The sequence below is a fragment of the Cobetia sp. 2AS genome (assembly GCF_029846355.1).
GTDB classification, from domain to species: Bacteria; Pseudomonadota; Gammaproteobacteria; order Pseudomonadales; family Halomonadaceae; genus Cobetia; species Cobetia amphilecti.
The window spans coordinates 253726-275770 of sequence record NZ_JARWKQ010000002.1; the positions used below are offsets into that span (position 1 = coordinate 253726).

Below are 22045 nucleotides of genomic sequence, written 5' to 3' on the forward strand. Positions count from 1 at the left end.
GAAGATGCCTGCTGGCGCGGCGATTGGCAAGACCTGCCGAGTGAGTTTTACTCAGCTCGGCAGGCGCTTGTCGCATGCAGGGTGCTGCATTACTGGATGGGTGCCAGCAGATAGGCCGCGCGCGAGACCAGCTTACGCCACATCGGCCGCGCATCCAGCTCTTCGCAGCTGATTTCACGACAGTGGCGGAAGTCTTCCTCGAGCATCGCCTCCACTTCCGAGGCGAACTGGTGATCGGGCACGAACGCCGTGATCTCGAAGTTGAGGCGGAAGGAGCGATTGTCGAGATTGACGGTGCCGATGGTCGCCGTATGGCTATCCATCAACATCACCTTCTGATGCAAAAAGCCTGGCTGATAGCGGAAGACACGCACGCCGGAGCGAATCATTTCGGACAGGAACGAGAACGCCGACAGGAACACCAGCAGGTGATCGGGACGCTCAGGAATCATCACCCGCACATCCACCCCGCGCAGCGCAGCGATCTTGAGCGCATCCTGCACGCCCTGGTCCGGCACGAAATAGGGACTGGTAATCCAGATACGACTGACCGAGGAGTGAATCGCCTGCTGCACCAGCAGACTGGCCGTCTCTCGGCGGTCCGCCGGGCCGGAGGGCACGATCACCACATGCTGACATTCGTCACAGCTGATCTGCGGCTGCCATTCGAGTGACAGCACCTCACCGGTCGCCCAGTGCCAGTCTTCCCAGAAGGCTTCCTGCAGGCCCATCACGCTGGGCCCCTCAAGCTTGAGGTGGGTATCGCGCCAAGCGCCATAGCGCTCGGAATGCCCCAGATACTCATTGCCGACATTCAGCCCGCCGACGAAGCCGACGCGGCCGTCGATGACGGTGACCTTGCGGTGATTGCGGAAGTTGATCTGGAAGCGATGGCGCCAACCGCGCGAAGAATTGAAGGCACTGACCTCACACCCCGACTCCATCAGATCATTCAGATAGCCATCGGGCAGCTTGCGCGAGCCGATCTCGTCATACAGGAAACAGACTCGCACGCCGCGTTCGGCGCGGCGCATCAACTTCTGCTTGAGACGCACCCCCAGCTCATCGTTACGTACGATGAAGAACTGGATCAGGATGTAATCCTCGGCGGCGTCGATAGCATGAAACAGTGCATCGAAGGTGTGCTCGCCATTGATCAGCAACTTGGCGCGGTTGCCGGTAGTGACCGGCATCATCGCCAGTCGCTCGATGGCATCCAGATGGGTGGGATTGCCTCCCAGCGGGCGTGACAGCCACGGCGACAGCTTGGGCCGAAAGCGCATCAGCACGCGGCGCATGGTCGAATCGCGCTCCTCACGAGCGCTGACGTAACCATAGAAGCGTGGACGTCCGAATACCCAGTACAGTGGCAGCGCCACGTAGGGGAATGTCAGCAGACACAGAATCCAGGCGATCGCCCCTTGTGAAGTGCGGCTCGACATCAGGGCCATGACGGCGGACATGGCACCGAGGATATGACTGGTCAGCAGTAGAAAGCCGAGTAGCCAGGCGGTCATTGCAACTCCATTGCAGGCGTCAGGGTTGCCAGAGTATGCCACAGCAGCGCGCGCGACGATGCCGTTGCATTGGCGCTCAGGAAGATGTCTTGAGCGCCGCAAAGCCAAGAACCCCGCCGATGAATGATCACGGGCGGGGTTCTTCATGTCATCTCACAAGGACGCATGTCACAAGGACGTATGTCACAAGGACGCATGTCGCAGGGACGTGACGATTCATCACTCGGCCGTCATCAGGCGCGGCTGGCGATGATTTCCTTCCACTTGGCCGGGCCCGTCTGGTGCACGGAGACGCCCGCGCTGTCGACGGCCACGGTCACCGGCATGTCTTCGACCTCGAATTCGTAGATCGCTTCCATGCCCAGGTCTTCAAACGCCAGCACACGTGACTTCTTGATCGCCTGGGCGACCAGGTAAGCAGCGCCACCGACGGCCATCAGGTAGCTGGACTTGTTGTCGCGGATGGCGTCAATCGCGGTCGGGCCACGCTCTGCCTTGCCGACCATGCCCAGGAGGCCGGTCTCTTCCAGCAGGGTGCGCGTGAACTTGTCCATGCGGGTCGCGGTGGTCGGGCCAGCCGGACCGACGACTTCGTCACGGATCGGGTCGACCGGGCCGACGTAGTAGATGAAGCGACCCTTGAGGTCGACCGGCAGCTGCTCGCCGCGCGCCAGCATCTCGGTCATGCGCTTGTGAGCGGCATCACGGCCGGTCAGCAGCTTGCCATTGAGCAGCAGGGTGTCGCCCGGCTGCCAGCTCTGCACTTCCTCGGGCGTCACGGTGTCGAGGTTGACACGCTTGACGCTGTCGCCCGCTTCACGGGTGATTTCCGGCCAGTCCTCGAGCTTGGGTGCCGGCAGTTCTGCCACACCGCTGCCATCCAGGGTGAAGTGCACGTGACGGGTCGCCGCGCAGTTCGGGATGATCGCCACCGGCTTGTTGGCCGCGTGGGTCGGGTAATCCATGACCTTGATGTCGAGCACGGTGGTCAGACCGCCGAGGCCCTGGGCGCCGACGCCAGTCGCATTGACCTTCTCGAACAGCTCGAGACGGATCTCTTCGGCGCGGTTGGAGGCACCACGCGCCTGCAGCTCCTGGATATCGATCGGCTCGAGCAGGGACTCCTTGGCCAACTGCATCGCCTTCTCGGCGGTACCGCCGATGCCGATGCCCAGCATGCCGGGCGGACACCAGCCAGCACCCATCTTCGGAATCTGCTCCAGCACCCAGTCGACCACGGAATCGGACGGGTTGAGCATCGCGAACTTGGACTTGGCCTCGCTGCCGCCGCCCTTGGCCGCGACGTGGATCTCGACGCTGTCACCCGGCACCAGCTTGTGGTGGATGATGGCCGGGGTGTTGTCCTTGGTGTTGGCACGCTTGCCGTCCGGGTCTGCCAGCACGGAGGCACGCAGCACGTTGTCCGGCAGTAGATAGGCGCGACGCACGCCTTCGTTGACCATATCATCCAGGCTCATGTCGGCCTCGAAGCGCACGTTCATGCCGACGTGAACGAAGACGGTGACGATACCGGTGTCCTGACAGATGGGACGATGACCCAGGGCACACATCCGGGAGTTGATCAGGATCTGCGCGATGGCATCCTTGGCGGCAGGATTCTCTTCACGCTCGTACGCCGCGTTCATGGCGTCGATGAAATCCTTCGGATGGTAGTAGGAGATGTACTGCAGCGCGTCGGCGACGCTCTGGATCAGGTCATCCTGGCGGATCACGGTCATCAGGATCGGCTCCTCAAGGGCAAGCGATGGGAAAGACAGACACACTGGCGCGCAGGGCACCGGGGCGATTACTGTTGTCAGGCACGGCAATCGCGCCGCCACGGGGCGAGCGTCAGGTCAGGTGCGCAGGATTATACCTCATGCGAGCACGAGGCGGCAGAGCGAATCCTGCAACCCGCAAGTCATGAGAATTCAGCAGGTTATGGCCCAGTCTGCGTGAGGCTCTCCCGCCCGGAGCCGCCTGCTTCGCTGCCGGCAGTCGCCTGCATCGCGAGGCGACTGACGCCGTCCCGTTGCGGTACCGTCTTGTCATGCAGCCTCTCCTTTTTTAACCACGATGACCGCTCAATGACGCCACGCTACTGTTCACCACGTCCCTGCTCGCCACCTTTGTTCTTGCCACCCTCCTTCTCGTCACGCTCCTTTTCGCGACGTCTGCTGTCGCTGGCCGCTGCCACGCTCACTGTGTTGCTGGCAGGGTGTGGCACCCAGCCGGGTTCTGACGCCGGTGACGGGAGCGATACCTTCGACTGGGTGACGTCCTCCCCCCACGGCAAGAGCAATTCGCGGGTTCGCCATCTGGTGTTGCACTACACCGATGATGATCTGCGCGGCTCCCTGATCAGCCTGACCGGCTCTCAGGTCAGCGCGCATTATCTGCTGTCGGCGCCGATGCCCGCGACTGGCCTGCCGCGCGTCTATCCGCTGGTGCCGGAAGCGCGCCGTGCCTGGCATGCCGGCGTCAGCCAGTGGGGTGAACGCAGCAACCTCAATGACACCTCCATCGGCATCGAGATCGTCAATGCCGGGCCGCAGGCACTGGTGCCACTGCCGGCAGGCGAGCAGGAAGATGCCACGGCGGCGGTCGCCAGACGCTGGTCCCCCTCGCGTGACTTCGCGCCGTGGAGCGAGGCGCAGATCAGCGCACTTATCACGCTGATCAAACCCATCATCGCGCGCCATGGCATCAAGGCGGTGGATGTCGTCGGGCACTCGGACATCGCCCCTGAGCGCAAGACCGACCCCGGCCCGCGCTTCCCCTGGCAACGCCTGCATGACGCCGGCATCGGTGCCTGGCCACGCACCTCAGACGTGCTGTGCTTCCAGCGCCAGCTGGCAAGCGAGGGCCTGCCATCACAAGAGGTTCTGCTCACGGCGCTCACGCATTACGGTTATCCGGTGGACGCCGCACGTCCCGAATTGGCGATTGCCGCATTCCAGGCACATTTTCGTCCCGGGGCGATCAGCGGAGCCTTCGATGCCGAGAGTGCCGCGATATTGCTGGCGCTCAATTCACGTTACCGTCAGCCACTGGGATGCCAGCCGTCCTGAAACCGCCAGTCGCGAGATCTTCGCAGTCATCTGAACGACACTTCTCTGTCACATTTCTGACGCAGCATCGGTTCGTCCTTGACGCGTTAAACAGATTTGCATGGCAGTTTGACGACCGCCGTCTACTCTGGGGTGAGGCAAGACCAGAGAGGATCATGGACAGACAAGCTAGCGACTGGCTCGGAGAAGCCGGAATACCCCATCACAATGAGGTTCATCATGGCTGACAACATTCTCAGTGCAGTACCTGATACGGCAGCAGACATGACAACACCCGCCACATCCCCCGGCGCTCTCGGATTCGTCGTCTGTGATGACAACCGCATCTACGGTGCGGGCATGAGCGAAGAAGACTGCCTCGACAACGCCCTCGAGTGCCTGTGTGGTTACTGTGAGCGAAGCGCACTCAAGAAGATGCTGGAACTGTGCCAAGCCGGCGTGCGCTACCCCCTGCGCCAGCTCCCCGCCAGCCAGGCATGCGTCAAGAGCTGCCAGGCTTCAGGCCCCACCAATCATTACCGCATTCATGACGGCGTCGCCTACATGCCCGAAGAGTTTCCCGAATCGCTCTCTGCCTGACCTCTGTTCACGCAGGTCACTGGTACTGATAAGGAACCGGCGCAGGATCTGATACAGAGGCTGGCACGAGCAGCACATCACTGACCGAGCCAGCCTCTACCCTCTCCTTCCCACACTTCCACCTCATCCACATCTCGAGAGCAAAAAAGGACGCCGCCCCGGACACTGACGATTCAGTGCCGGGGGCGGCGTCCTGGTTTGGTAAACCCGATCGACTTGCAGCCCTCGAAAAGTCCTGGCGAGAACTGGCAGTCGATCGACCTGCGGGCGATCAGCCTCCGAGATAAGCGCGGCGTACATCGTCATTGGCCAGCAGCGCCTTGCCGCTGTCCGCCAACACCACTCGACCATGCTCCAGCACGTAACCGCGATCGGCGATCGACAGTGCACGATGGGCATTCTGTTCCACCAGGAAGATGGTAGTGCCCTGCTCCCGCAGCTGCTCGACGATCTCGAAGATCTGCCCGATCACGATGGGCGCCAGCCCCAGCGATGGCTCATCGAGCAACAGCAGCCGCGGCCGACTCATCAGGGCGCGTCCGATGGCCAGCATCTGCTGCTCTCCGCCGGACATGGTGCCGCCGCGCTGCTGGAAGCGCTCCTTGAGACGCGGGAAGAGCCCCAGCACGTGCTCGATGCTGCGCTCGTTCTCCTCCTTGCTCTGGTAATAGCCGCCCATGGCCAGGTTTTCCTCCACCGTCATGCCGGTGAAGATGCGGCGACCTTCCGGCACCACCGACAGCCCACCGCGCATCACGCGTGCCGTGGGGGTGCCGGTGATCTCCTCGCCCGCGAACCATACCCGCCCGCTGGTCGGACGCGGATCGCCACAGATCGACATCAGAAGCGTCGTCTTGCCGGCGCCGTTGGCACCGATCAGCGTCACGATCTCGCCCTGGCCGACGGCCAGCGAGACATCATTGAGCGCCTGCACCGGCCCGTAGTGGGCAGTCAGATGCTCGAGGGCCAGCATGGCCTCGCGGGGCGCGAGCTCCTCACCGGCAAGCGTGGCCTCGGGCGTCACGTCTTCGACATGCTCACTCATGATCACTCTTCCCCCAGATAGGCCTTGATCACGGCATCGTTGCGCCGTATGTCCTCCGGACTGCCATCCGCCAGCGGCTGGCCCTGATTGACCACGTAGATGTGGTCCGAGATGCCCATCACCAGGCTCATGTCATGCTCGATCAACAGCACCGAAATGCCCTCATCGCGGGTCAGGCTGACGATCAGGTCATCCAGATCACGTGTCTCGTTGGGATTGAGGCCTGCCGCCGGCTCATCCAGCATCAGCAGCCGGGGCCTGGCGACCATGCAACGCGCGATCTCGAGTCGGCGCTGCTGGCCATATGCCAGATTGCCGGCCTCGCGGTTGGCGAATTCGAGCAGACCGACTCGCTCCAGCCAGTCGCCGGCGTGCTGCATCAGCGCCTTTTCACTGCGTCGATAGCCCGGCGTCTTGAACAGCCCCTTGAGAAGATTGCGTTCGGCGTGCATGTGCTGCGCCACCAGCAGGTTCTCGATGACGGTCATCTCCTTGAACAGCCGCACGTTCTGGAAGGTGCGCACCATGCCGGCCTGGGCGATGCGATAGCCCGGCAGACGATGCATGGCGCGATTCTGGAAATACACCTCGCCACCGGTGGGCTGATAGAAGCCGGAGATGCAGTTGAAGACGGTGGTCTTGCCCGCACCATTCGGCCCGATGACCGACACCACCTCGCCCGGATGCACCTGCAACGTCACGCCGTCCACGGCCTTGAGGCCACCGAACTGCATGGTGAGATCGCGCACATCCAGCAATGGCGCTCCGCCCTCGGCGCGCGCCTGACGACGCGAGGAGGCAACCGGTATCGGATTGTCGTGGTCTTGCCTGTCGCGGACCTGTTTGTCACGGACCTGCTTGTCATGTGTGTCAGCCACGGTCGAGCTCCATCTGCGGTCGTTTGAGCGGCACCAGGCCCTGAGGACGCCAGACCATCATCAACACCATCATCAGCCCGAACAGCAGCATGCGATATTCATTGAATTCGCGTGCCAGCTCCGGCAGCAAGGTCATGGCGATCGCGGCCAGAATCACGCCCAGCTGCGAGCCCATCCCGCCCAGCACCACGATGGCCAGAATGATCGCCGACTCGATGAAGGTGAAGGATTCGGGGCTGATGAAGCCCTGACGCGCGGCGAAGAAGGCGCCGGCGAAGCCCGCGAAGCTCGCGCCGATCGTGAAGGCCGAGAGCTTGATGCCGGTGGGATTCATGCCCAGCGAGCGACAGGCGATATCATCCTCGCGCAGTGCCTCCCACGCGCGCCCGATGGGCATGCGCAACAAGCGGTAGATCACGAACAGCGTGATCAGCACCAGGATCAAGGCCAGCAGATACAGGTAGATCACCTTGAGGGCCGGGTCGTAGTCGATGCCGAAGTACTCATGGAAAGCGATGTTGCCCTCGTCGGCCCGCCGCGAGAACTCGAGGTTGAACAAGGTCGGCTTGGGAATGCGCGCGATGCCATTCGGGCCGCCGGTCAGCTCGGTCCAGTTGTTGAGCAGGATGCGGATGATCTCGCCGAAGCCCAGCGTCACGATGGCCAGGTAATCCCCGCGCAATCGCAGTACCGGGAAGCCGAGCAGATAGCCGAACAACGCCGTCATCAACCCGGCGATGGGCAATGCCTCCCAGAAGCTGAAACCCAGATAGCTGTTGAGCAGCGCATAGGTATAGGCCCCGACGGCGTAGAAGCCCACGTAGCCGAGATCCAGCAGCCCGGCGAGCCCCACCACCACGTTGAGCCCCAGGCCCAGCATGATGTAGATCAGCGTCAGGGTGGCGAGATCCACCGCCGAGCGGTTGGAGAGGAACGGGAAGATCAGCAGCGCGCCGATGGCCAGCATGATCCACAGCTGACGCTTCTGGCCGCTCATCACATCGGGGACGCTGAAACGTGAGGGTTTGCGGGTACGCGCCCGCCACTCCTCGATCTGCGGGCGTACCAGCTGATGCAGGAAGACGGCCAGCGCCGCGGCCAGCAACCACCCCCAGGTGTCCATGCCCATCAAGCGCACCGTGGTGGTGATGCCGGTGGATTCGAGCTGCACCCCCAGCACCGAGCCGCCCAGCACGAGGGTCAGCACGGCGGCCGCGAGCGCCGACCACCAGGGACGCCGATAGGCAGGCTGGGTCGGCAACGTCTCGGCAGGCGAGGTGCCCGCCTTCTTCAGAGTCTGATTCGCAAGCTTGGGCATCAGATCTTCTCCACTTCGGGCTTGCCGAGAATCCCGGAGGGACGGAACAGCAGAATCAGGATCAGCAGTCCGAAGGCCACCACGTCCTTGTATTCCGTGGACAGGTAACCGCCGGTCAGCGCCTCCGCGACCCCCAGCAGCAGTCCGCCCAGCATCGCGCCGGGGATGCTGCCGATACCGCCCAGCACCGCCGCCGTGAACGCCTTGAGGCCGGCCAGGAAGCCGATGTAGGGATTGACCACGCCGTAGTACATGCCGAGCAGCAGGCCCGCCACGGCGGCAAGCGCCGCCCCGATCACGAAGGTCATCGAGATGATCATGTCGGTATTGATGCCCAGCAGACGCGCCATGCCGGCATCCTGCGAGCAGGCACGGCAGGCACGCCCCAGGCGGGAGCGCGTGATGAAGGACGACAGCAGCAGCATGCACACCAGGGTGACGCTGAAGATGATCACCTGCATGTAGGAGAGATTGACCGCAAAGCTTTCCAGCCCGAACTCCCAACCGCCCGGGATCAGGCTGGAGATCGCCATGTCACGCGAGCCCTGGGCCAGACGCATGTAGTTCTGCAGGAAGATCGACATGCCGATCGCCGAGATCAGCGCAATCAGACGCTTGGAGCCACGTACCGGGCGATAGGCCACCCGCTCCACGGCAAAGCCGTAGGCGCAGGACACCAGCACCGCCACCAGCAAGGCGGCCGCCATCAGAAAGAAGGGGTTGGCGATGCCCAGCATGCCCAGCGCCGCGATGACGATGAAGGTCACGTAGGTGCCGATCATGTAGATCTCGCCGTGGGCGAAATTGATCATGCCGATGATGCCGTAGACCATCGTGTAGCCGATGGCGATCAAGGCATAGGTACTGCCGATGGTCAGGCCATTGATGACCTGTTGCAGGAAGTAGAGGATGTCTTCCATTGAAACGACCCTTGGCCGCGACTGTCTTCGGCTTGTGGCCGGTGACCGTCAGGGAAATGCCGCATGCGCGGCGACAACGGGCAGGCACGGCGATATTGCATCACCGTGGACTCGACCGAACGGAGAAGCCCGCCATGCCAGGTGGCATGACGGGAAGCGTCTCGGGGTTGATCCACCACGGCCACATGAGGTCTCAAATGAGGTGCCAGATGAGATGTCACATGGCCGTGGCGAAGGCTGGGCTCAGACGAGCAGAGGGCAGCCGATGATCAATGTGCCGCTTCGCTCTTGGTTCCGTCGGCGTGCCAGTTGTAGACGACGAAGTTGAAGTCCTTCAGATCGCCCTTCTCGTCGTATTCGACCTTGCCAATGGGCGTGTCGAAACTGTTGGCGCGCAGGTATTCGGCAACATCATACGGGTCGGTGGAATCGGCGCCCTTGATGCCATCGGCGATCAGTTCCACCGCGGTGTAGGCCGGCATGACGAACGGGCCGGAGGGGTCCTGATCCTTGTCCTTGAAGGCCGCGACCAGATCGGCGTTCTTCGGGTCTGTCTCGAAGGCCGGCGGCAGCGTCACGTAAAGGCCTTCGGAGGCCTGACCGGCGATCTTGGAAATGTCCGGGTTGCCGACCCCTTCCGGGCCCATGAAGGGGGCATCGAAGCCCAGCTCACGCGACTGACGCAGCAAGAGACCCAGCTCCGGGTGATAGCCACCGTAGTAGACGAAGTCGACGTTCTCCTTCTTGAGCTTGGAGATCAGCGCCGAGAAATCCTTGTCGCCCGCCGTGATGCCCTCGAACAGCACCACATCGATGCCTGCTTCCTCGACGGTGTCGCGCACGCCGGTGGCGATGCCTTCCCCGTACTGCTGCTTGTCGTGGATCACGGCCATGTGCGTGGGCTTGATCGTCTCGGCGATATAGCGCCCGGCGACCGGCCCCTGAAGGGAATCCAGGCCGATGGTGCGGAAGACTAGCTCATAGCCCTGCTCGGTGATGGTCGGGCTGGTGGACGCCGCCGTGATCATCATCACACCTTCCTCGGCGTAGATGTCCGAGGCCGGCTGGGTCGCGCTGGAGCACAGGTGGCCGATCACGTACTGGACACCGTCATTGACGATCTGGTTGGCCACCGCCACCGCCTGCTTGGGATCACAGGCGTCGTCGTATTTGACGCCCTTGAGCATCTCGCCATCGACGCCACCGGCGGCATTGATCCGCTCGATGGCCATCTCGGCACCGATGAACTGCATGTCACCGTACTGGGCGACCGGCCCCGTGACCGGGCCTGCCATGGCGATGGTGATATCGGCCTGAGCCTGGGTGGACATCGCCGCGGCGATACCGAGAGCGAGAAGAGACCTGCGCATCATGATGAGAATTCCTGTTCCCGATTATTGTTGTACTACGGCCGGGCAGACCTGACTGACGCCTGGTGGCAGCGCTGGGCTGACCGCAAAAGGCTGGCGACAGTGTCTGTCATCCGCTGACCTTGTGCGCCGCTGCCAGCCTGCCGGCAGGGGGTCGACACGTCAGGAATGCCTTGAAAGCATTATTGGCAGCAGCGAATACGCATGTAAAGTGACCGTTTGAGCGCTCATGAATGCGGCTCAGCAGCCTGCCAATAGCGAAAAGCACCATGCTTTCCAATGTGGCCAGACAATCCTCGGAAATCACGATCAAAGCCAGTCATTGGCACATGCCAACACGCGGTTAACAGGATTTCCCTCTCCACTTGCACCATCAGGACGCACCGCAGCCGCCTGCCCGGCTACGCCCAAGGTTGTAAGAGAAGCAATGCTGCCGCCCTTCCCGAGCAACCGCCTGCTCCTGAGCCATGCACTGAGCTGCAATGTGATGATCTGAGAGGCAACAGGCAAGATAACGGGATAACTTGCTGGTGGCACTCCCCCGTCAGATACCCGCCAGCCCTGAACGCCACGCGCCCGACGATGGGTAACACCGTCGGGCGCGCAGGGTCATGCCTTTAGCAACGCGAATGCTGGGGGATGGAGAATAGCGTCAGCCCAGCGCGATCAGGCGATTGCGGACATCGTTGATCTGGTCGCGCAGTCGACCGGCTTCCTCGAACTCGAGGTTCTTGGCCGCGGCAAACATGGCATCTTCGAGACGGCTGATTTCCTTCTCGAGCGCCTGAGGGCCTTCGGCCGCCAGCGCAGCGTAGTCCGGCGTCTCTTCTGCCACCTGACGCTCGCTGCCCTTGCGACGGCTGCTCTTGCGGCCCGGCGCCTGGGCACCTTCCATGATATCCGCCACCGACTTAGTGATGGTGCGCGGCGTGATGCCGTGCTCGTCATTGAAGGCCATCTGCTTTTCGCGACGGCGTTCGGTCTCGGCAATAGCCCGCTGCATGGAATCGGTGATGCGATCCCCGTACAGGATGGCCTTGCCGTTGGCGTTACGCGCCGCACGGCCGATGGTCTGGATCAGGGAGCGCTCCGAGCGCAGGAAGCCCTCCTTGTCGGCATCCAGAATCGCTACCAGCGAGACCTCCGGAATATCGAGGCCCTCACGCAGCAGGTTGATGCCGACCAGCACATCGAACTTGCCCAGACGCAGGTCACGAATGATCTCGACGCGCTCGACGGTGTCGATGTCGGAGTGCAGATAGCGCACCCGCACGTCGTGCTCGCCCAGATATTCGGTCAGGTCTTCCGACATGCGCTTGGTCAGCGTGGTGATCAGCACGCGCTCGCCGACCTTGGTGCGCGCGCGAATCTCCGAGAGGACGTCATCCACCTGAGTCGAGGCAGAACGCACCTCGATGACCGGATCGAGCAGCCCGGTGGGACGTACCACCTGCTCCACCACCTGGCCGGCATGCTCTTCCTCGTAGGGGCCAGGCGTCGCCGAGACGAATACCGTCTGCGGCAGGATGCTCTCCCACTCCTCGAATTTCATCGGGCGGTTGTCGAGAGCCGACGGCAGACGGAAGCCGTACTCCACCAGCGTTTCCTTGCGCGAACGGTCACCGCGATACATGCCGCCGACCTGCGGCACGCTGACGTGGGACTCATCGATGAAGACCAACGCGTCCTTGGGCAGGTAGTCGAAGAAGGTCGGCGGCGCATTGCCGGGATCACGCCCCGACAGATAGCGCGAGTAGTTCTCGATGCCGTTGCAGTAGCCCAGCTCCATCATCATCTCGATGTCATAGAGGGTGCGCTGCTCCAGGCGCTGGGCCTCGACCAGCTTGTCGTGCTTGCGCAGGTAATCGAGGCGCTCGACCAGCTCTTCCTTGATGTGATCGACCGCAGCGACGATGGTCTCGCGCGGTGTCACATAGTGACTCTTGGGATAGATGGTCATGCGCGGCACCGATTCGGCCACTTCACCGGTCAGCGGATCGAACAGCCGGATGGAATCGATCTCGTCATCGAACAGCTCGACACGCACCGCCTGCTCTTCGGAGTCGGCCGGGAAGATGTCGATCACGTCGCCGCGCACCCGATAGGTACCGCGCCGGAAATCCATGTCGTTGCGGGTGTACTGCAGCTCCGCCAGACGCCTGAGGAAGCCGCGCTGATCGATCTGCTCGCCACGATTGAAGTGCAGGCGCATCTTCAGGTATTGGTCCGGGTCACCCAGGCCGTAGATGGCCGAGACGGAGACCACGATGATCGCATCGCGGCGTTCCAGCAGCGCCTTGGTCGCCGACAGACGCATCTGCTCGATGTGGTCGTTGATCGAGGCATCCTTCTCGATGAAGGTGTCCGAGGAGGCGACGTAGGCTTCGGGCTGGTAGTAATCGTAATAGGAGACGAAATATTCGACGGCATTGTCGGGGAAGAACGACTTGAACTCGCCGTACAGCTGCGCCGCCAGCGTCTTGTTGGGGGCCATGACGATGGCCGGACGCTGCAGGCGCTCCACGATGTTGGCCACCGTGAAGGTCTTGCCGGAGCCGGTCACGCCCAGAAGGGTCTGATGCGCCAGGCCCGCGTCCAGGCCGGTGATCAGCTTCTCGATGGCCGCCGGTTGGTCACCGGCCGGCTGAAACTTGGAATCGATGCGAAATGGTTTGCTCATGCGCTCTCAATGGTGGCAGTCAGTCGGGTCTTCAACTGACGACAGGCAGATGATTGCCCGGCGCTCATGCGCTCGCGGGCGCTTCTCGACTGGTCACCGAGACCCGGGTGCTGGTCATCAGGCGATGGATGGGACAACGCTCGGAGATCTCGATCAGACGCACGCGGGTCTCGGCGTCCAGCTCATGACCCTCCTCGGCCAGGAACTGCATGCTGACCGTGAGACGATATTCGCTGTTGCTGCCACGGCGCTCGTCGCTGTCGTCCCGGTCCACCGTGGTGATGATCCCCGCCAGCGGCAAGCCCTTGCGCCGGGCGTACATCTGCACGGTGATCGACTTGCAGGCCCCCAGCGACAGATCGAAATAGTCATGCGGATCCGGGGCGCTCTCGTCGCCACCGACCACCGCCGGCACATCGACCAGCAACTCATCAAAGCTTGCGACCTGTACCCGTTGCACGAAGCTGCCTGACCGACGGCTGATTACCTCGATACTCATTCGTCACCTCCCTGTCGCTGATCTGTCCGTGATCCCGCTCGTGAGACGTTGCCTGCTTGCCGCCTGTCAGCGTCACCGCACTGCGGTCACTTGACCTTGTAACCGGCCTTCTCGACCGTCTTGACCAGCGCGTCATAACGCACCTGACCGTCGACTTCGGCAAAGCCACGCCCGACCTCGGCTTCCTTGACGCCATCCATCATCATCAGCGCCGTGGTGACCTTGTTGACGTCCTTGACGCTCTCGACGCCGATCAGAGTAAGAGAAAAGCTGGCCATCGTGTCATTCCTGTCATGCAGTAAAAAGGGGCGCCGCGGCGCATTGCAGCCGTCAAGAATAGCACGGTTGCCTGACAGTCAGCGCCCATCAGACCGTCGCGAACCAGGCTGCATAAAAGGCTGGCAGGACGGGAACACTGATTTGCCCGTTCTTTTACTGCCACTTGAGGCACAAGGGGCTGACAGCCGCCAGCTGGCGCGTGACAATGCGGGCATCCGACATGCCGCATGGTTGCCAATGCGCCACCGGCAGTTCACTCCTTCGCAACAGGATGGTGGTAGATGAATCCCTTGAAGACCCTGATGCAAGACCACGGCTACCAGCTCGGCGAGGACGGCCGCCTGACGCTGGGTGAGCCAGCCGACGCCTCCATGCCACTCGCTGACATGACCAAGAATGTACGGACCGAAAATGTGCTGGCCCCGCTGAACAATTTCGAGGTACTCGAGGTCTGCGGCAAGGATGGCGAACGCTTTCTGCAGGGACAGACCTCACAGCAGCTGAGTCTGGTCGATGGCGAGCTGGCGCCGCTGACGACCTTCTGCACCCCGAAGGGACGCATTCTGGCCATGGCCCAGCTGCTGCGCGTCAGCGAAGAGCGCCTGTGGCTGGTGATGCCGGCTGGCACCGCCGAACCGCTGCGCGCCCATCTGGCCAAGTTCGCGCCCTTCTACAAGGTGACGCTGGAGGTGTCGAGTGAGCTGAGCGTGCTCGGCCTGCTCGGCGAGCAGAGTCTGGCAGCCTGTGCCGACGCACTCGCGGCACCTGCGCTGGCCGAGCATGACCTGGCCATGCGCTCGGTCTTCCAGTCGCCCCTGCAGTCGAGCGAAGACGAAGAACCGCAGGCCTGCGCGCTGGCGCGCCAGCCGTCAGGCAATGCCCCGCGCGCGATACTGGTCGGCCCGCATGCCGCCCTGGCAGACCTCGCCACGGCGCTTTTCGCACGCGATGTGGTCGCCAGCGATGACACCCGCTGGGGCCTGGAAGATATCCGCGCCGGTCTGCAGTGGGTCACGTCCGCGCAGACTGACAGCTGGCTGCCGCAGATGCTCAATCTGGAAGCCCTCGCCGCGATCAGCTTCAAGAAGGGCTGCTACACCGGTCAGGAAGTCGTGGCACGCGCCCACTTCCGCGGCCAGGTCAAGAAGCGCCTGCAACGCCTGACGACGGCGCAGCCGGCCGATTTGCCGGCGGTGGGCAGCAAGGTCACAAGCCCCGACGGCAAGTCCCTCGGCGAAGTGCTGCAGGCAGCCCATGATGAGCAGGGCCGCCTGGAGCTGCTGGCCGTGATCAGCCTGCGCGATGAAGAGATCGCATTGGCATTGGAAGATGGCACCCAGCTTGAGCGCAGCGCGCTGCCCTATGCCGTCGAGCGTCGCGACCCGGAGCAGCTCAAGGGCTGAAGGGTACGGCTCGAAAGGCTGATCGCCCTGAAGGACTGATCGCTTGAAAGCCGCCACAGGAAAGCCCCGCACGTGCCAACGTGCGGGGCTTTTGTCTGTCACGGATTGCTGATTTCAGGCGCCTGTCGGGGCTCCCAGCCCTTACAGCCCTTCCGGCAGCCAACCATCCCCTGCGATCAGGTGCTCGATCAGCTCCTGCACCGGCATCGGTCGTGCATAGAGATAGCCCTGATGCAGCGAGCAGCCATGCGCGAGCAATTCGGCTCGCTGTTCTGGCGTCTCGATGCCTTCGGCCACCACCGCAAGATGGAAGGCCTCCGCCAGCCCCAGCATCGCTTCGATCATGGCCTGCCCCTTGCTGGAGCCCAGCGCCGTCACGAACTGCCGATCGATCTTGAGCTTGTCGAACGGTAGCCGCTGCAGCTGCGACAGCGAGGAGTAGCCCGTACCGAAATCGTCCAGTGCCAACGCCACGCCGTGAGCCCGGATGGTCTGGAACAGCACAGCAAGGGCCTGGATGTCATCCGGCAGCTGGCTCTCGACCAGTTCAAGCGTCAGGCGCTCACACAGCTCCGGATGCCGGAACAACATTTCCAGGTCCGATAGGAAGCGCTTGTCCATCATGTGGCGCACGGTCACGTTGACGCTCAGATGCAGCTCATGACCGCTTTCGTGGACGCGCATCAGGGTCGCGATGCTTTCCTTGAGCACCCAGCGCCCCAGCGCGACATCCAGGCGGGCGGATTCGACGATCGCCATGAAGTCCGCCGAGCCCATCAAGCCACGTTCGGGGTGCTGCCAGCGAATCAGCGCCTCCGACAGCTGCAAGCGGCCGGTACGCCCGTCGACGATCGGCTGCACGAAGAGCCTGAGCTGATTCTCGCGCAGCGCGACGGTGAACTCGGCCTCCAATTGCTTGAGGCGACGCAACTCACGCTCCGCCTCTTCATCGAAGAAATGCCACTCGCGTTGGCATTGCTGGGTATCGTGCAGGGCACGTTCGGCGCGATAGACCAGCGCATCCACCTGATGGCCATCCTCGGGATAGCGCGTGATGCCCAGGCTCGGCTGCAGATAGATCACCTCATCATTGAGCGTGACCTTGTCGCGCACGGCATTCAGCAGGTTGTCCAGCCAGCCACTGATACCGCCACGCGTCGCTTCCAGCAGCCGGCGCTGGACCATGATCAGCAGCCTGTCGGTCTCGAGGCGCGCCACATCGCCGGAATTGCCCAGCAAGGGAGCGATGCGCTTCTGGACCTGCTCCAGCTGGTGATTGCCCGGCTCGGCGCCGGCATGATCGTAGAGCACCTGCAAGCCGCCGATCCGCAGCGCCATCAGCACGAAGCCCTCCATCGGCGCAACCTCGCCCAGCTGGTCAATCCGCACCTTGATCAGGCGCAGCATGCCTTCACGACTGAGCAGACCGGTATCGAGATCCGTCTCGCGCTCCTCGAGCAACTGGTGCTGGAGCAGCACGCGTTCCTGCTCCAGTCCTCGTACCACCAGCGTATCGAGGGTCATGTCCAGCAACGGCATCATCTCGGTGGCGTTGAGTCGATGGCCGCGACTGGCCACCAGCAGCAATTCGCTGCGCCCGGGATGCGGCGAGACCGAATAGCCCATCAGCTGGCTGGCGCCCAGTCGCTGACACAGCAGCAGCGCGCGATCTTCCTGCTCATCGTCACTCCTGTCGACGCTCACATCGCCATCGCGCCGCGAGCGATCACCGGCTGACACGCACACGCGCCCCACCGGCAGGCGCCAGAGAGGATCACGCCGCAACGATGCTTCACTCAACCACTCACGCTCATCATGACTCTGCAGAATCAGGTAGCCGGCGTTGGGATTGCCCACCTCACGCCGATAGATGATGATCTCTGCCCCCAGCATCTCGCGCACTCGCTGCAGGTACCGGGCGAGAGAGGCACGCGCGTTCTGCGGCGTGTGAGTTTCATAGGGGACGCTCAGGAATTGCTGGTTGAGAATGCTGTGGCGCTGGTATTGATGCTCGAGGTAGGCGCCATAGGCCCGACTCGCCCTGCGGCGCCGACTGTCGCGCACCAGCATGCCGATGGTGCCCATGCCCGCCAGCAAAATGATCAACAGCAGCACCGCCAGCGGAGTGCCCATCTCCTGCACCAGCTGAGCGACGCGATTTTCATCCTGCCAGCAGGCCTTGGCATGGTTGTAGCGATCGGCACGGCCGGACGCCGGCAAGGCCACGCAGATCTGCTGTGTCGCGATGGGCTGTGGCATGGCGTTGCTGACCACCTGCAGCCCCTTCAAGCCCAGCACGGCCGCCTGCTCATCCAGCAGGTCTGTCGTGAGCGGCATGCCCAGAATCAACAGCCCCTGCTCGTCTCGCGGTGGCAAGGCCTCCTCATCCTCGTAGAGCCCCTGCATGCCGATCAGCCATGGCTGGTTGTCGACGATCAACCAGGCCAGCTGAGGTTGTGTCGGTGACTGGCGGGCCGCCTGCATGATGGGGGCGAGCGCACGTCGCCAGCTCACCGGCTGCTTGCCCAGCCAGTCGGCCCCCGGCGACCCGGCGTTGTGCTGCACCCAGGCTGCCACCTGCCCATCGCCACGCACGGCAGAGATCAGATGTATGCCGGTATTGATGGCGAACTCGGGGCCATACATGTACTCGAGCCAGGTCGTGTCGAGCTCGGGCTCGCGCAGAAACCTGGTCACGGCTTCTTCCCAGTAGCCGTTCTCCTGCAGCTGTCCCGCGAGCAGGCGCTGTTCACTCTGGACCCACAAGGCCAGCCGCTGCCTGTCGGATTCGCGATCCGCCTCGCGGGATTGCGTGATCTGGCTGGCCGTTAACCAGGCGGTGGCCAGCAATGCCGCCAGCAACAGCAGCGGCAGCAGGTACATCCGATAGCGGGGGCCAGCAGGCAGTGAAGCGTGCGCGAAGACAGCAGAAGACTCGTGTGCCGGCACACGAGAGGAGGAACGCGATGCTGAAGAATCTGACATTGATTTACCGATGATGAGGCGACCTCCTGAACCGGGTCGGCAGGCTGTCGCCTGGCCTTTGAGGTCAGTCTAGATCAGACGTTCAGTTGAAGAATACGCTGCACATTCGTCGTGGTGGATAACGCGATATCGTGGCGACTGCTCGAACGGAGTTCCGCCACCACATCCGCGACCTTGGCCACACGCGATGGCTCATTGCGCTGACCTTGAAACCCGCACAGCGGCATGTCGGGGCTATCGGTTTCCAGCACGAAGCCATCATCGGGCAGTGACGCCACCACTCCGCGCAGCTTGTTGGCACGCGGGTAGGTCACGCTGCCGCCCAGCCCCAGCACGAAGCCAAGCTCGAGAAAACGCTCCGCCTGCACCTGACTGCCCGCGAAGGCATGGATGATGCCGCCACGGGTGAGTCGTGCCTGCTTGAGGCGCTTGGCGACTTCGTCATTGGCGCGCACGCAGTGCACGATGACAGGCAGAGAGAATTCGCGTGCCATGCTCAGCTGGGCCTCGAACAGCTGCCATTGGGCATCATGATCGGCCAGTCGCGCATCGAAGCCACATTCGCCCAACGCGACGATCTGGCCGACATGCTGATCGAGGGCCTGATGAAGCGCCGCCAGCGCGTCATCGCCATGCTCGGAAAGAAAATAGGGATGTAGCCCCAGGGCAGCGAAGATACGCGCCGATGACTCCGCCAGCGCCAACACTGCCGAAAAGCTTGCCACCGTGGTGGCGGGCACCACGAAGGCCGAGACGTCTTCCTGCTCGGCACGCTCGATGACCGCCTCACGATCCGGCGTGAAGTCAGCGAAATCCAGATGGCAATGGCTGTCGATCAGCATGGAATCTCCCGGTGATGGTCGTACAGCCATCGTGCTATATCAGCGTGTATCAGACAAACGAAGGGACCGGCCTGGTGGCCGGTCCCTTGAGGACGAGTGTCGATACTGCTTGTCAGTCGTCGTGACTGGCGCAGATGGCCTAGGCCGCCTCCACCGGCGCTGCCGGCGCCAGCTCGGAGGTGCAATGACCACAACGGGTCGCCGCCAGCGGCACCTTGGAAAGGCAATACGGGCAATCCTTGTCGGTGACCGCTTCCGGCGCTTCCTCGGCTTCCTTCTTGAGCTTGTTGATCTGGCGGATCAACACGAATACCGCCAGCGCCACCAGGGCGAAGCTGATGATGGCATTGATGAACAAGCCATAGTTCAGCGTGACGGCTCCCGCTTCCTTGGCGGCCTCGAGACTGGCATAGGGCGCGGCCTGAGCGCCTTCCTTGAGGACGACGAAGAAGTTGGCGAAATCGACTCCGCCGATCAGTAGCCCGATCAGCGGGTTGAGCATGTCACCGACCAGACTCTTGACGATCAGTGTGAATGCCCCGCCGATGATGATGCCGACCGCCATGTCGACGACGCTTCCCTTGACGGCAAAATCACGAAATTCCTGCATGAATCCGGACATCTGTCATCTCCTGTCACTCGCTAACCATCCGGTGGATTGCCACGCATCATGCATGGCCCGCACTGAGACACATCCCACGCCATTGTTGTTGTCATTGTCTACGCCCTACCGACCTTCGCCCCAGCAAGCTTCATCACACGGATGCCAGCAAGACAACATGACCCGTACATTATGCCGTGCTGATGCCGCGCCATGGGTTGGCTGTGTAAACGTAGGGTTACACGCATGTCTGGCCACGAAAAACGCCACCTTTATCCGGGCATAAAAAACGCCACCCCGAGGGGTGGCGTTCTTCATGGCGTGATCGACAGTCTCGCTATCGCAGCGCCATTACAACATCGCCGCTAGGGCAATGCCGTTGCGGTACCTGTCTCAGTGCTCACGGGTCGCGCGGAAGGTGATGTCCGGCCAGCGTTCCTGGGTCAGCTGCAGGTTGACGCGGGTCGGCGCGATGTAGGTCAGCCAGCCACCGCCGTCGTAGGCCAGGTTGGCACTGGCCTTGCGCTTGAAGTCTTCCAGCATCTTGGTGTCATCGCAGTAGATCCAGCGTGCGGTCTGCACGTTGATCGCCTCATAGATGCACTCGACCTTGTACTCTTCCTTCAGGCGGTGAGCGACCACGTCAAACTGCAGCGTACCGACGGCACCGACGATCAGGTCGTTGTTGTCGAAGGGCTGGAAGACCTGGGTCGCGCCCTCTTCGGAGAGCTGCTGCAGACCTTTCTGCAGCGCCTTCATCTTGAGCGGGTCCTTCAGGCGCACACGCTTGAACAGTTCCGGCGCGAAGTGCGGAATGCCGGTGAAGCGCATGTCCTCGCCGATGGTGAAGGTATCACCGATCTGGATGGTGCCGTGGTTGTGCAGGCCGATGATATCGCCCGGCCAGGCCTCTTCCACGTGGGAGCGGTCCGCCGCCATGAAGGTCAGGGCGTCAGGAATCTTGACGTCCTTGTTGATGCGCACATGACGCATCTTCATGTTCTTCTCGTACTTGCCGGAGCAGACACGCAGGAAGGCGACACGGTCACGGTGTTTCGGGTCCATGTTGGCCTGGATCTTGAACACGAAGCCGGTGAAGCGCTCATCGTGGGCCGTGACTTCGCGGGTATCGGTATCACGCGGCTGGGGCGGCGGGGCATATTCGACGAAGCCGTCGAGCATCTCGCGCACGCCGAAGTTGCCCATGGCGGTACCGAAGTAGACTGGCGTCAGATCACCGCGACGATAGGCCTCGAGATCGAACTCGTGTGAGGCACCGCGCACCAGCTCGACTTCCATGCTCAGCTCTTCGATCAGGTCCTCGCCCAGCACTTCGATGGCTTCAGGGCTATCGAGGCCCTTGATGCGCACGTCATCGGGGATGCGGTTGCCCTGACCCTGCTTGTAGAGATGGATCTCGTCATTGAGCAGGTGATAGACGCCCTTGAAGCCCTTGCCGACACCGATCGGCCAGGTCATCGGCGCACACTGGATGTTGAGCACCGTCTCGACTTCGTCCATCACCTCGATGGGGTCACGCGTCTCGCGGTCCATCTTGTTGACGAAGGTCAGGATCGGCGTGGTGCGCAGGCGGCAGACTTCCATCAGCTTGATGGTGCGGTCCTCGACACCCTTGGCGCCATCGATGACCATCAGCGCCGAGTCGACGGCCGTCAGCGTCCGGTAGGTATCTTCGGAGAAGTCCTCGTGCCCGGGGGTATCCAGCAGGTTGACCATGCGGTCCTTGTAGGGGAACTGCATCACGGAGGTGGTCACGGAGATGCCACGCTCCTGCTCCATCTTCATCCAGTCAGAGGTCGCGTGGCGATCGGCCCGCTTGCTCTTGACCGAGCCGGCCATCTGGATGGCATTCCCGAACAGCAGCAGCTTCTCGGTAATGGTGGTCTTACCGGCATCCGGGTGAGAGATGATGGCGAATGTACGGCGCACATCCGCCGCCTTGGCAATCTGGGAATCTGACATGAGCTGAAAGGCATCCGGCCCGACGTGAGGCACGCCGCGCGCACTGTTGGGTGAATAGCAGAACAAGACGAATGG

Annotated in this window: 17 protein-coding genes; 3 read left to right on the top strand and 14 right to left on the bottom strand. The window is 62.5% G+C overall.

Annotation, left to right across the window (positions count from 1 at the left end; genetic code table 11):
* Positions 1-89: 89 nt before the first annotated feature.
* Together cls and QD356_RS06290 are read right to left on the bottom strand one after the other, a co-directional pair.
* Positions 90-1517 (bottom strand): cardiolipin synthase, encoded by a 1428-nt coding sequence (gene cls / locus QD356_RS06285; RefSeq protein ID WP_192838926.1) that lies wholly within the window; start codon positions 1515-1517, stop codon positions 90-92.
* A gap of 233 nt (positions 1518-1750) precedes the next feature.
* Complete coding sequence (locus tag QD356_RS06290) at positions 1751-3256, bottom strand: fumarate hydratase (RefSeq protein ID WP_054556993.1); 1506 nt, start codon at positions 3254-3256, stop codon at positions 1751-1753.
* A gap of 396 nt (positions 3257-3652) precedes the next feature.
* Here QD356_RS06290 and QD356_RS06295 point away from each other — a divergent pair, with 396 nt between their 5' ends.
* Together QD356_RS06295 and QD356_RS06300 are read left to right on the top strand one after the other, a co-directional pair.
* Entirely contained in the window at positions 3653-4588 is a 936-nt protein-coding gene (locus QD356_RS06295) for an N-acetylmuramoyl-L-alanine amidase (protein WP_225996576.1), read from the top strand.
* A 219-nt stretch (positions 4589-4807) separates the two neighbouring features.
* The gene (locus QD356_RS06300) at positions 4808-5167 is read left to right on the top strand and encodes a hypothetical protein (protein WP_192838928.1); all 360 of its coding nucleotides are present in this window, start codon (positions 4808-4810) and stop codon (positions 5165-5167) included.
* Between the two features lie 271 nt (positions 5168-5438).
* Here the strand turns inward: QD356_RS06300 and QD356_RS06305 are convergent, their stop codons facing one another.
* The 8 genes from QD356_RS06305 to QD356_RS06340 form a co-directional block, all read right to left on the bottom strand.
* Positions 5439-6140, bottom strand: coding sequence for an ABC transporter ATP-binding protein (locus QD356_RS06305; RefSeq protein WP_192838973.1), 702 nt, complete (start codon positions 6138-6140; stop codon positions 5439-5441).
* 74 nt (positions 6141-6214) lie between these two features.
* Complete coding sequence (gene livG, locus QD356_RS06310) at positions 6215-6970, bottom strand: high-affinity branched-chain amino acid ABC transporter ATP-binding protein LivG (protein WP_082388869.1); 756 nt, start codon at positions 6968-6970, stop codon at positions 6215-6217.
* A 112-nt stretch (positions 6971-7082) separates the two neighbouring features.
* A complete protein-coding gene (gene livM, locus QD356_RS06315) occupies positions 7083-8408 on the bottom strand; it encodes a high-affinity branched-chain amino acid ABC transporter permease LivM (protein WP_192838929.1) in 1326 nt (441 codons plus the stop codon).
* Positions 8408-9328, bottom strand: a complete 921-nt coding sequence (gene livH / locus QD356_RS06320; RefSeq protein ID WP_192838930.1) for a high-affinity branched-chain amino acid ABC transporter permease LivH — start codon at positions 9326-9328, stop codon at positions 8408-8410. Before livH ends, livM begins: the two co-directional genes overlap by 1 nt.
* Before the next feature lie 269 nt (positions 9329-9597).
* Entirely contained in the window at positions 9598-10701 is a 1104-nt protein-coding gene (locus tag QD356_RS06325; protein ID WP_043336885.1) for a branched-chain amino acid ABC transporter substrate-binding protein, read from the bottom strand.
* Positions 10702-11350: 649 nt separating this feature from the next.
* Entirely contained in the window at positions 11351-13378 is a 2028-nt protein-coding gene (uvrB, locus tag QD356_RS06330; RefSeq protein WP_192838931.1) for an excinuclease ABC subunit UvrB, read from the bottom strand.
* Positions 13379-13442: 64 nt separating this feature from the next.
* Positions 13443-13877, bottom strand: a complete 435-nt coding sequence (locus tag QD356_RS06335; RefSeq protein WP_192838932.1) for an OsmC family protein — start codon at positions 13875-13877, stop codon at positions 13443-13445.
* Positions 13878-13963: 86 nt separating this feature from the next.
* Positions 13964-14155 (bottom strand): hypothetical protein, encoded by a 192-nt coding sequence (locus QD356_RS06340; RefSeq protein ID WP_054557000.1) that lies wholly within the window; start codon positions 14153-14155, stop codon positions 13964-13966.
* Positions 14156-14437: 282 nt separating this feature from the next.
* Between QD356_RS06340 and QD356_RS06345 the strand changes: the two genes are divergently transcribed.
* On the top strand, positions 14438-15559 hold the full coding sequence (locus tag QD356_RS06345) for a folate-binding protein (protein ID WP_225996577.1): 1122 nt from the start codon (positions 14438-14440) through the stop codon (positions 15557-15559).
* A 141-nt stretch (positions 15560-15700) separates the two neighbouring features.
* On the opposite strand, the gene QD356_RS06350 is transcribed toward QD356_RS06345, so the two are convergent.
* The 4 genes from QD356_RS06350 to QD356_RS06365 form a co-directional block, all read right to left on the bottom strand.
* Positions 15701-18544, bottom strand: coding sequence for an EAL domain-containing protein (locus QD356_RS06350; protein ID WP_192838933.1), 2844 nt, complete (start codon positions 18542-18544; stop codon positions 15701-15703).
* Positions 18545-18618: 74 nt separating this feature from the next.
* Positions 18619-19386 carry a TatD family hydrolase gene (locus QD356_RS06355; protein ID WP_192838934.1) on the bottom strand — a complete coding sequence of 256 codons (768 nt, stop codon included), beginning with the start codon at positions 19384-19386 and terminating at the stop codon, positions 18619-18621.
* A 139-nt stretch (positions 19387-19525) separates the two neighbouring features.
* Entirely contained in the window at positions 19526-20008 is a 483-nt protein-coding gene (gene mscL, locus QD356_RS06360) for a large conductance mechanosensitive channel protein MscL (RefSeq protein ID WP_192838935.1), read from the bottom strand.
* A 372-nt stretch (positions 20009-20380) separates the two neighbouring features.
* Complete coding sequence (locus QD356_RS06365; protein ID WP_192838936.1) at positions 20381-21970, bottom strand: peptide chain release factor 3; 1590 nt, start codon at positions 21968-21970, stop codon at positions 20381-20383.
* Positions 21971-22045: the final 75 nt, after the last annotated feature.

What these genes read in the sequence shown, in the direction of transcription:
- QD356_RS06325 (WP_043336885.1), bottom strand. Translation starts at nt 10,701, where the DNA reads ATGATGCGCAGGTCTCTTCTCGCTCTCGGTATCGCCGCGGCGATGTCC.
- livH (WP_192838930.1), bottom strand. Translation starts at nt 9,328, where the DNA reads ATGGAAGACATCCTCTACTTCCTGCAACAGGTCATCAATGGCCTGACC.
- QD356_RS06305 (WP_192838973.1), bottom strand. Translation starts at nt 6,140, where the DNA reads ATGCTGGCCCTCGAGCATCTGACTGCCCACTACGGGCCGGTGCAGGCG.
- cls (WP_192838926.1), bottom strand. Translation starts at nt 1,517, where the DNA reads ATGACCGCCTGGCTACTCGGCTTTCTACTGCTGACCAGTCATATCCTC.
- uvrB (WP_192838931.1), bottom strand. Translation starts at nt 13,378, where the DNA reads ATGAGCAAACCATTTCGCATCGATTCCAAGTTTCAGCCGGCCGGTGAC.
- QD356_RS06355 (WP_192838934.1), bottom strand. Translation starts at nt 19,386, where the DNA reads ATGCTGATCGACAGCCATTGCCATCTGGATTTCGCTGACTTCACGCCG.
- QD356_RS06350 (WP_192838933.1), bottom strand. Translation starts at nt 18,544, where the DNA reads ATGTCAGATTCTTCAGCATCGCGTTCCTCCTCTCGTGTGCCGGCACAC.
- QD356_RS06340 (WP_054557000.1), bottom strand. Translation starts at nt 14,155, where the DNA reads ATGGCCAGCTTTTCTCTTACTCTGATCGGCGTCGAGAGCGTCAAGGAC.
- mscL (WP_192838935.1), bottom strand. Translation starts at nt 20,008, where the DNA reads ATGTCCGGATTCATGCAGGAATTTCGTGATTTTGCCGTCAAGGGAAGC.
- livM (WP_192838929.1), bottom strand. Translation starts at nt 8,408, where the DNA reads ATGCCCAAGCTTGCGAATCAGACTCTGAAGAAGGCGGGCACCTCGCCT.
- QD356_RS06345 (WP_225996577.1), top strand. Translation starts at nt 14,438, where the DNA reads ATGAATCCCTTGAAGACCCTGATGCAAGACCACGGCTACCAGCTCGGC.
- QD356_RS06300 (WP_192838928.1), top strand. Translation starts at nt 4,808, where the DNA reads ATGGCTGACAACATTCTCAGTGCAGTACCTGATACGGCAGCAGACATG.
- QD356_RS06335 (WP_192838932.1), bottom strand. Translation starts at nt 13,877, where the DNA reads ATGAGTATCGAGGTAATCAGCCGTCGGTCAGGCAGCTTCGTGCAACGG.
- QD356_RS06290 (WP_054556993.1), bottom strand. Translation starts at nt 3,256, where the DNA reads ATGACCGTGATCCGCCAGGATGACCTGATCCAGAGCGTCGCCGACGCG.
- QD356_RS06365 (WP_192838936.1), bottom strand. Translation starts at nt 21,970, where the DNA reads ATGTCAGATTCCCAGATTGCCAAGGCGGCGGATGTGCGCCGTACATTC.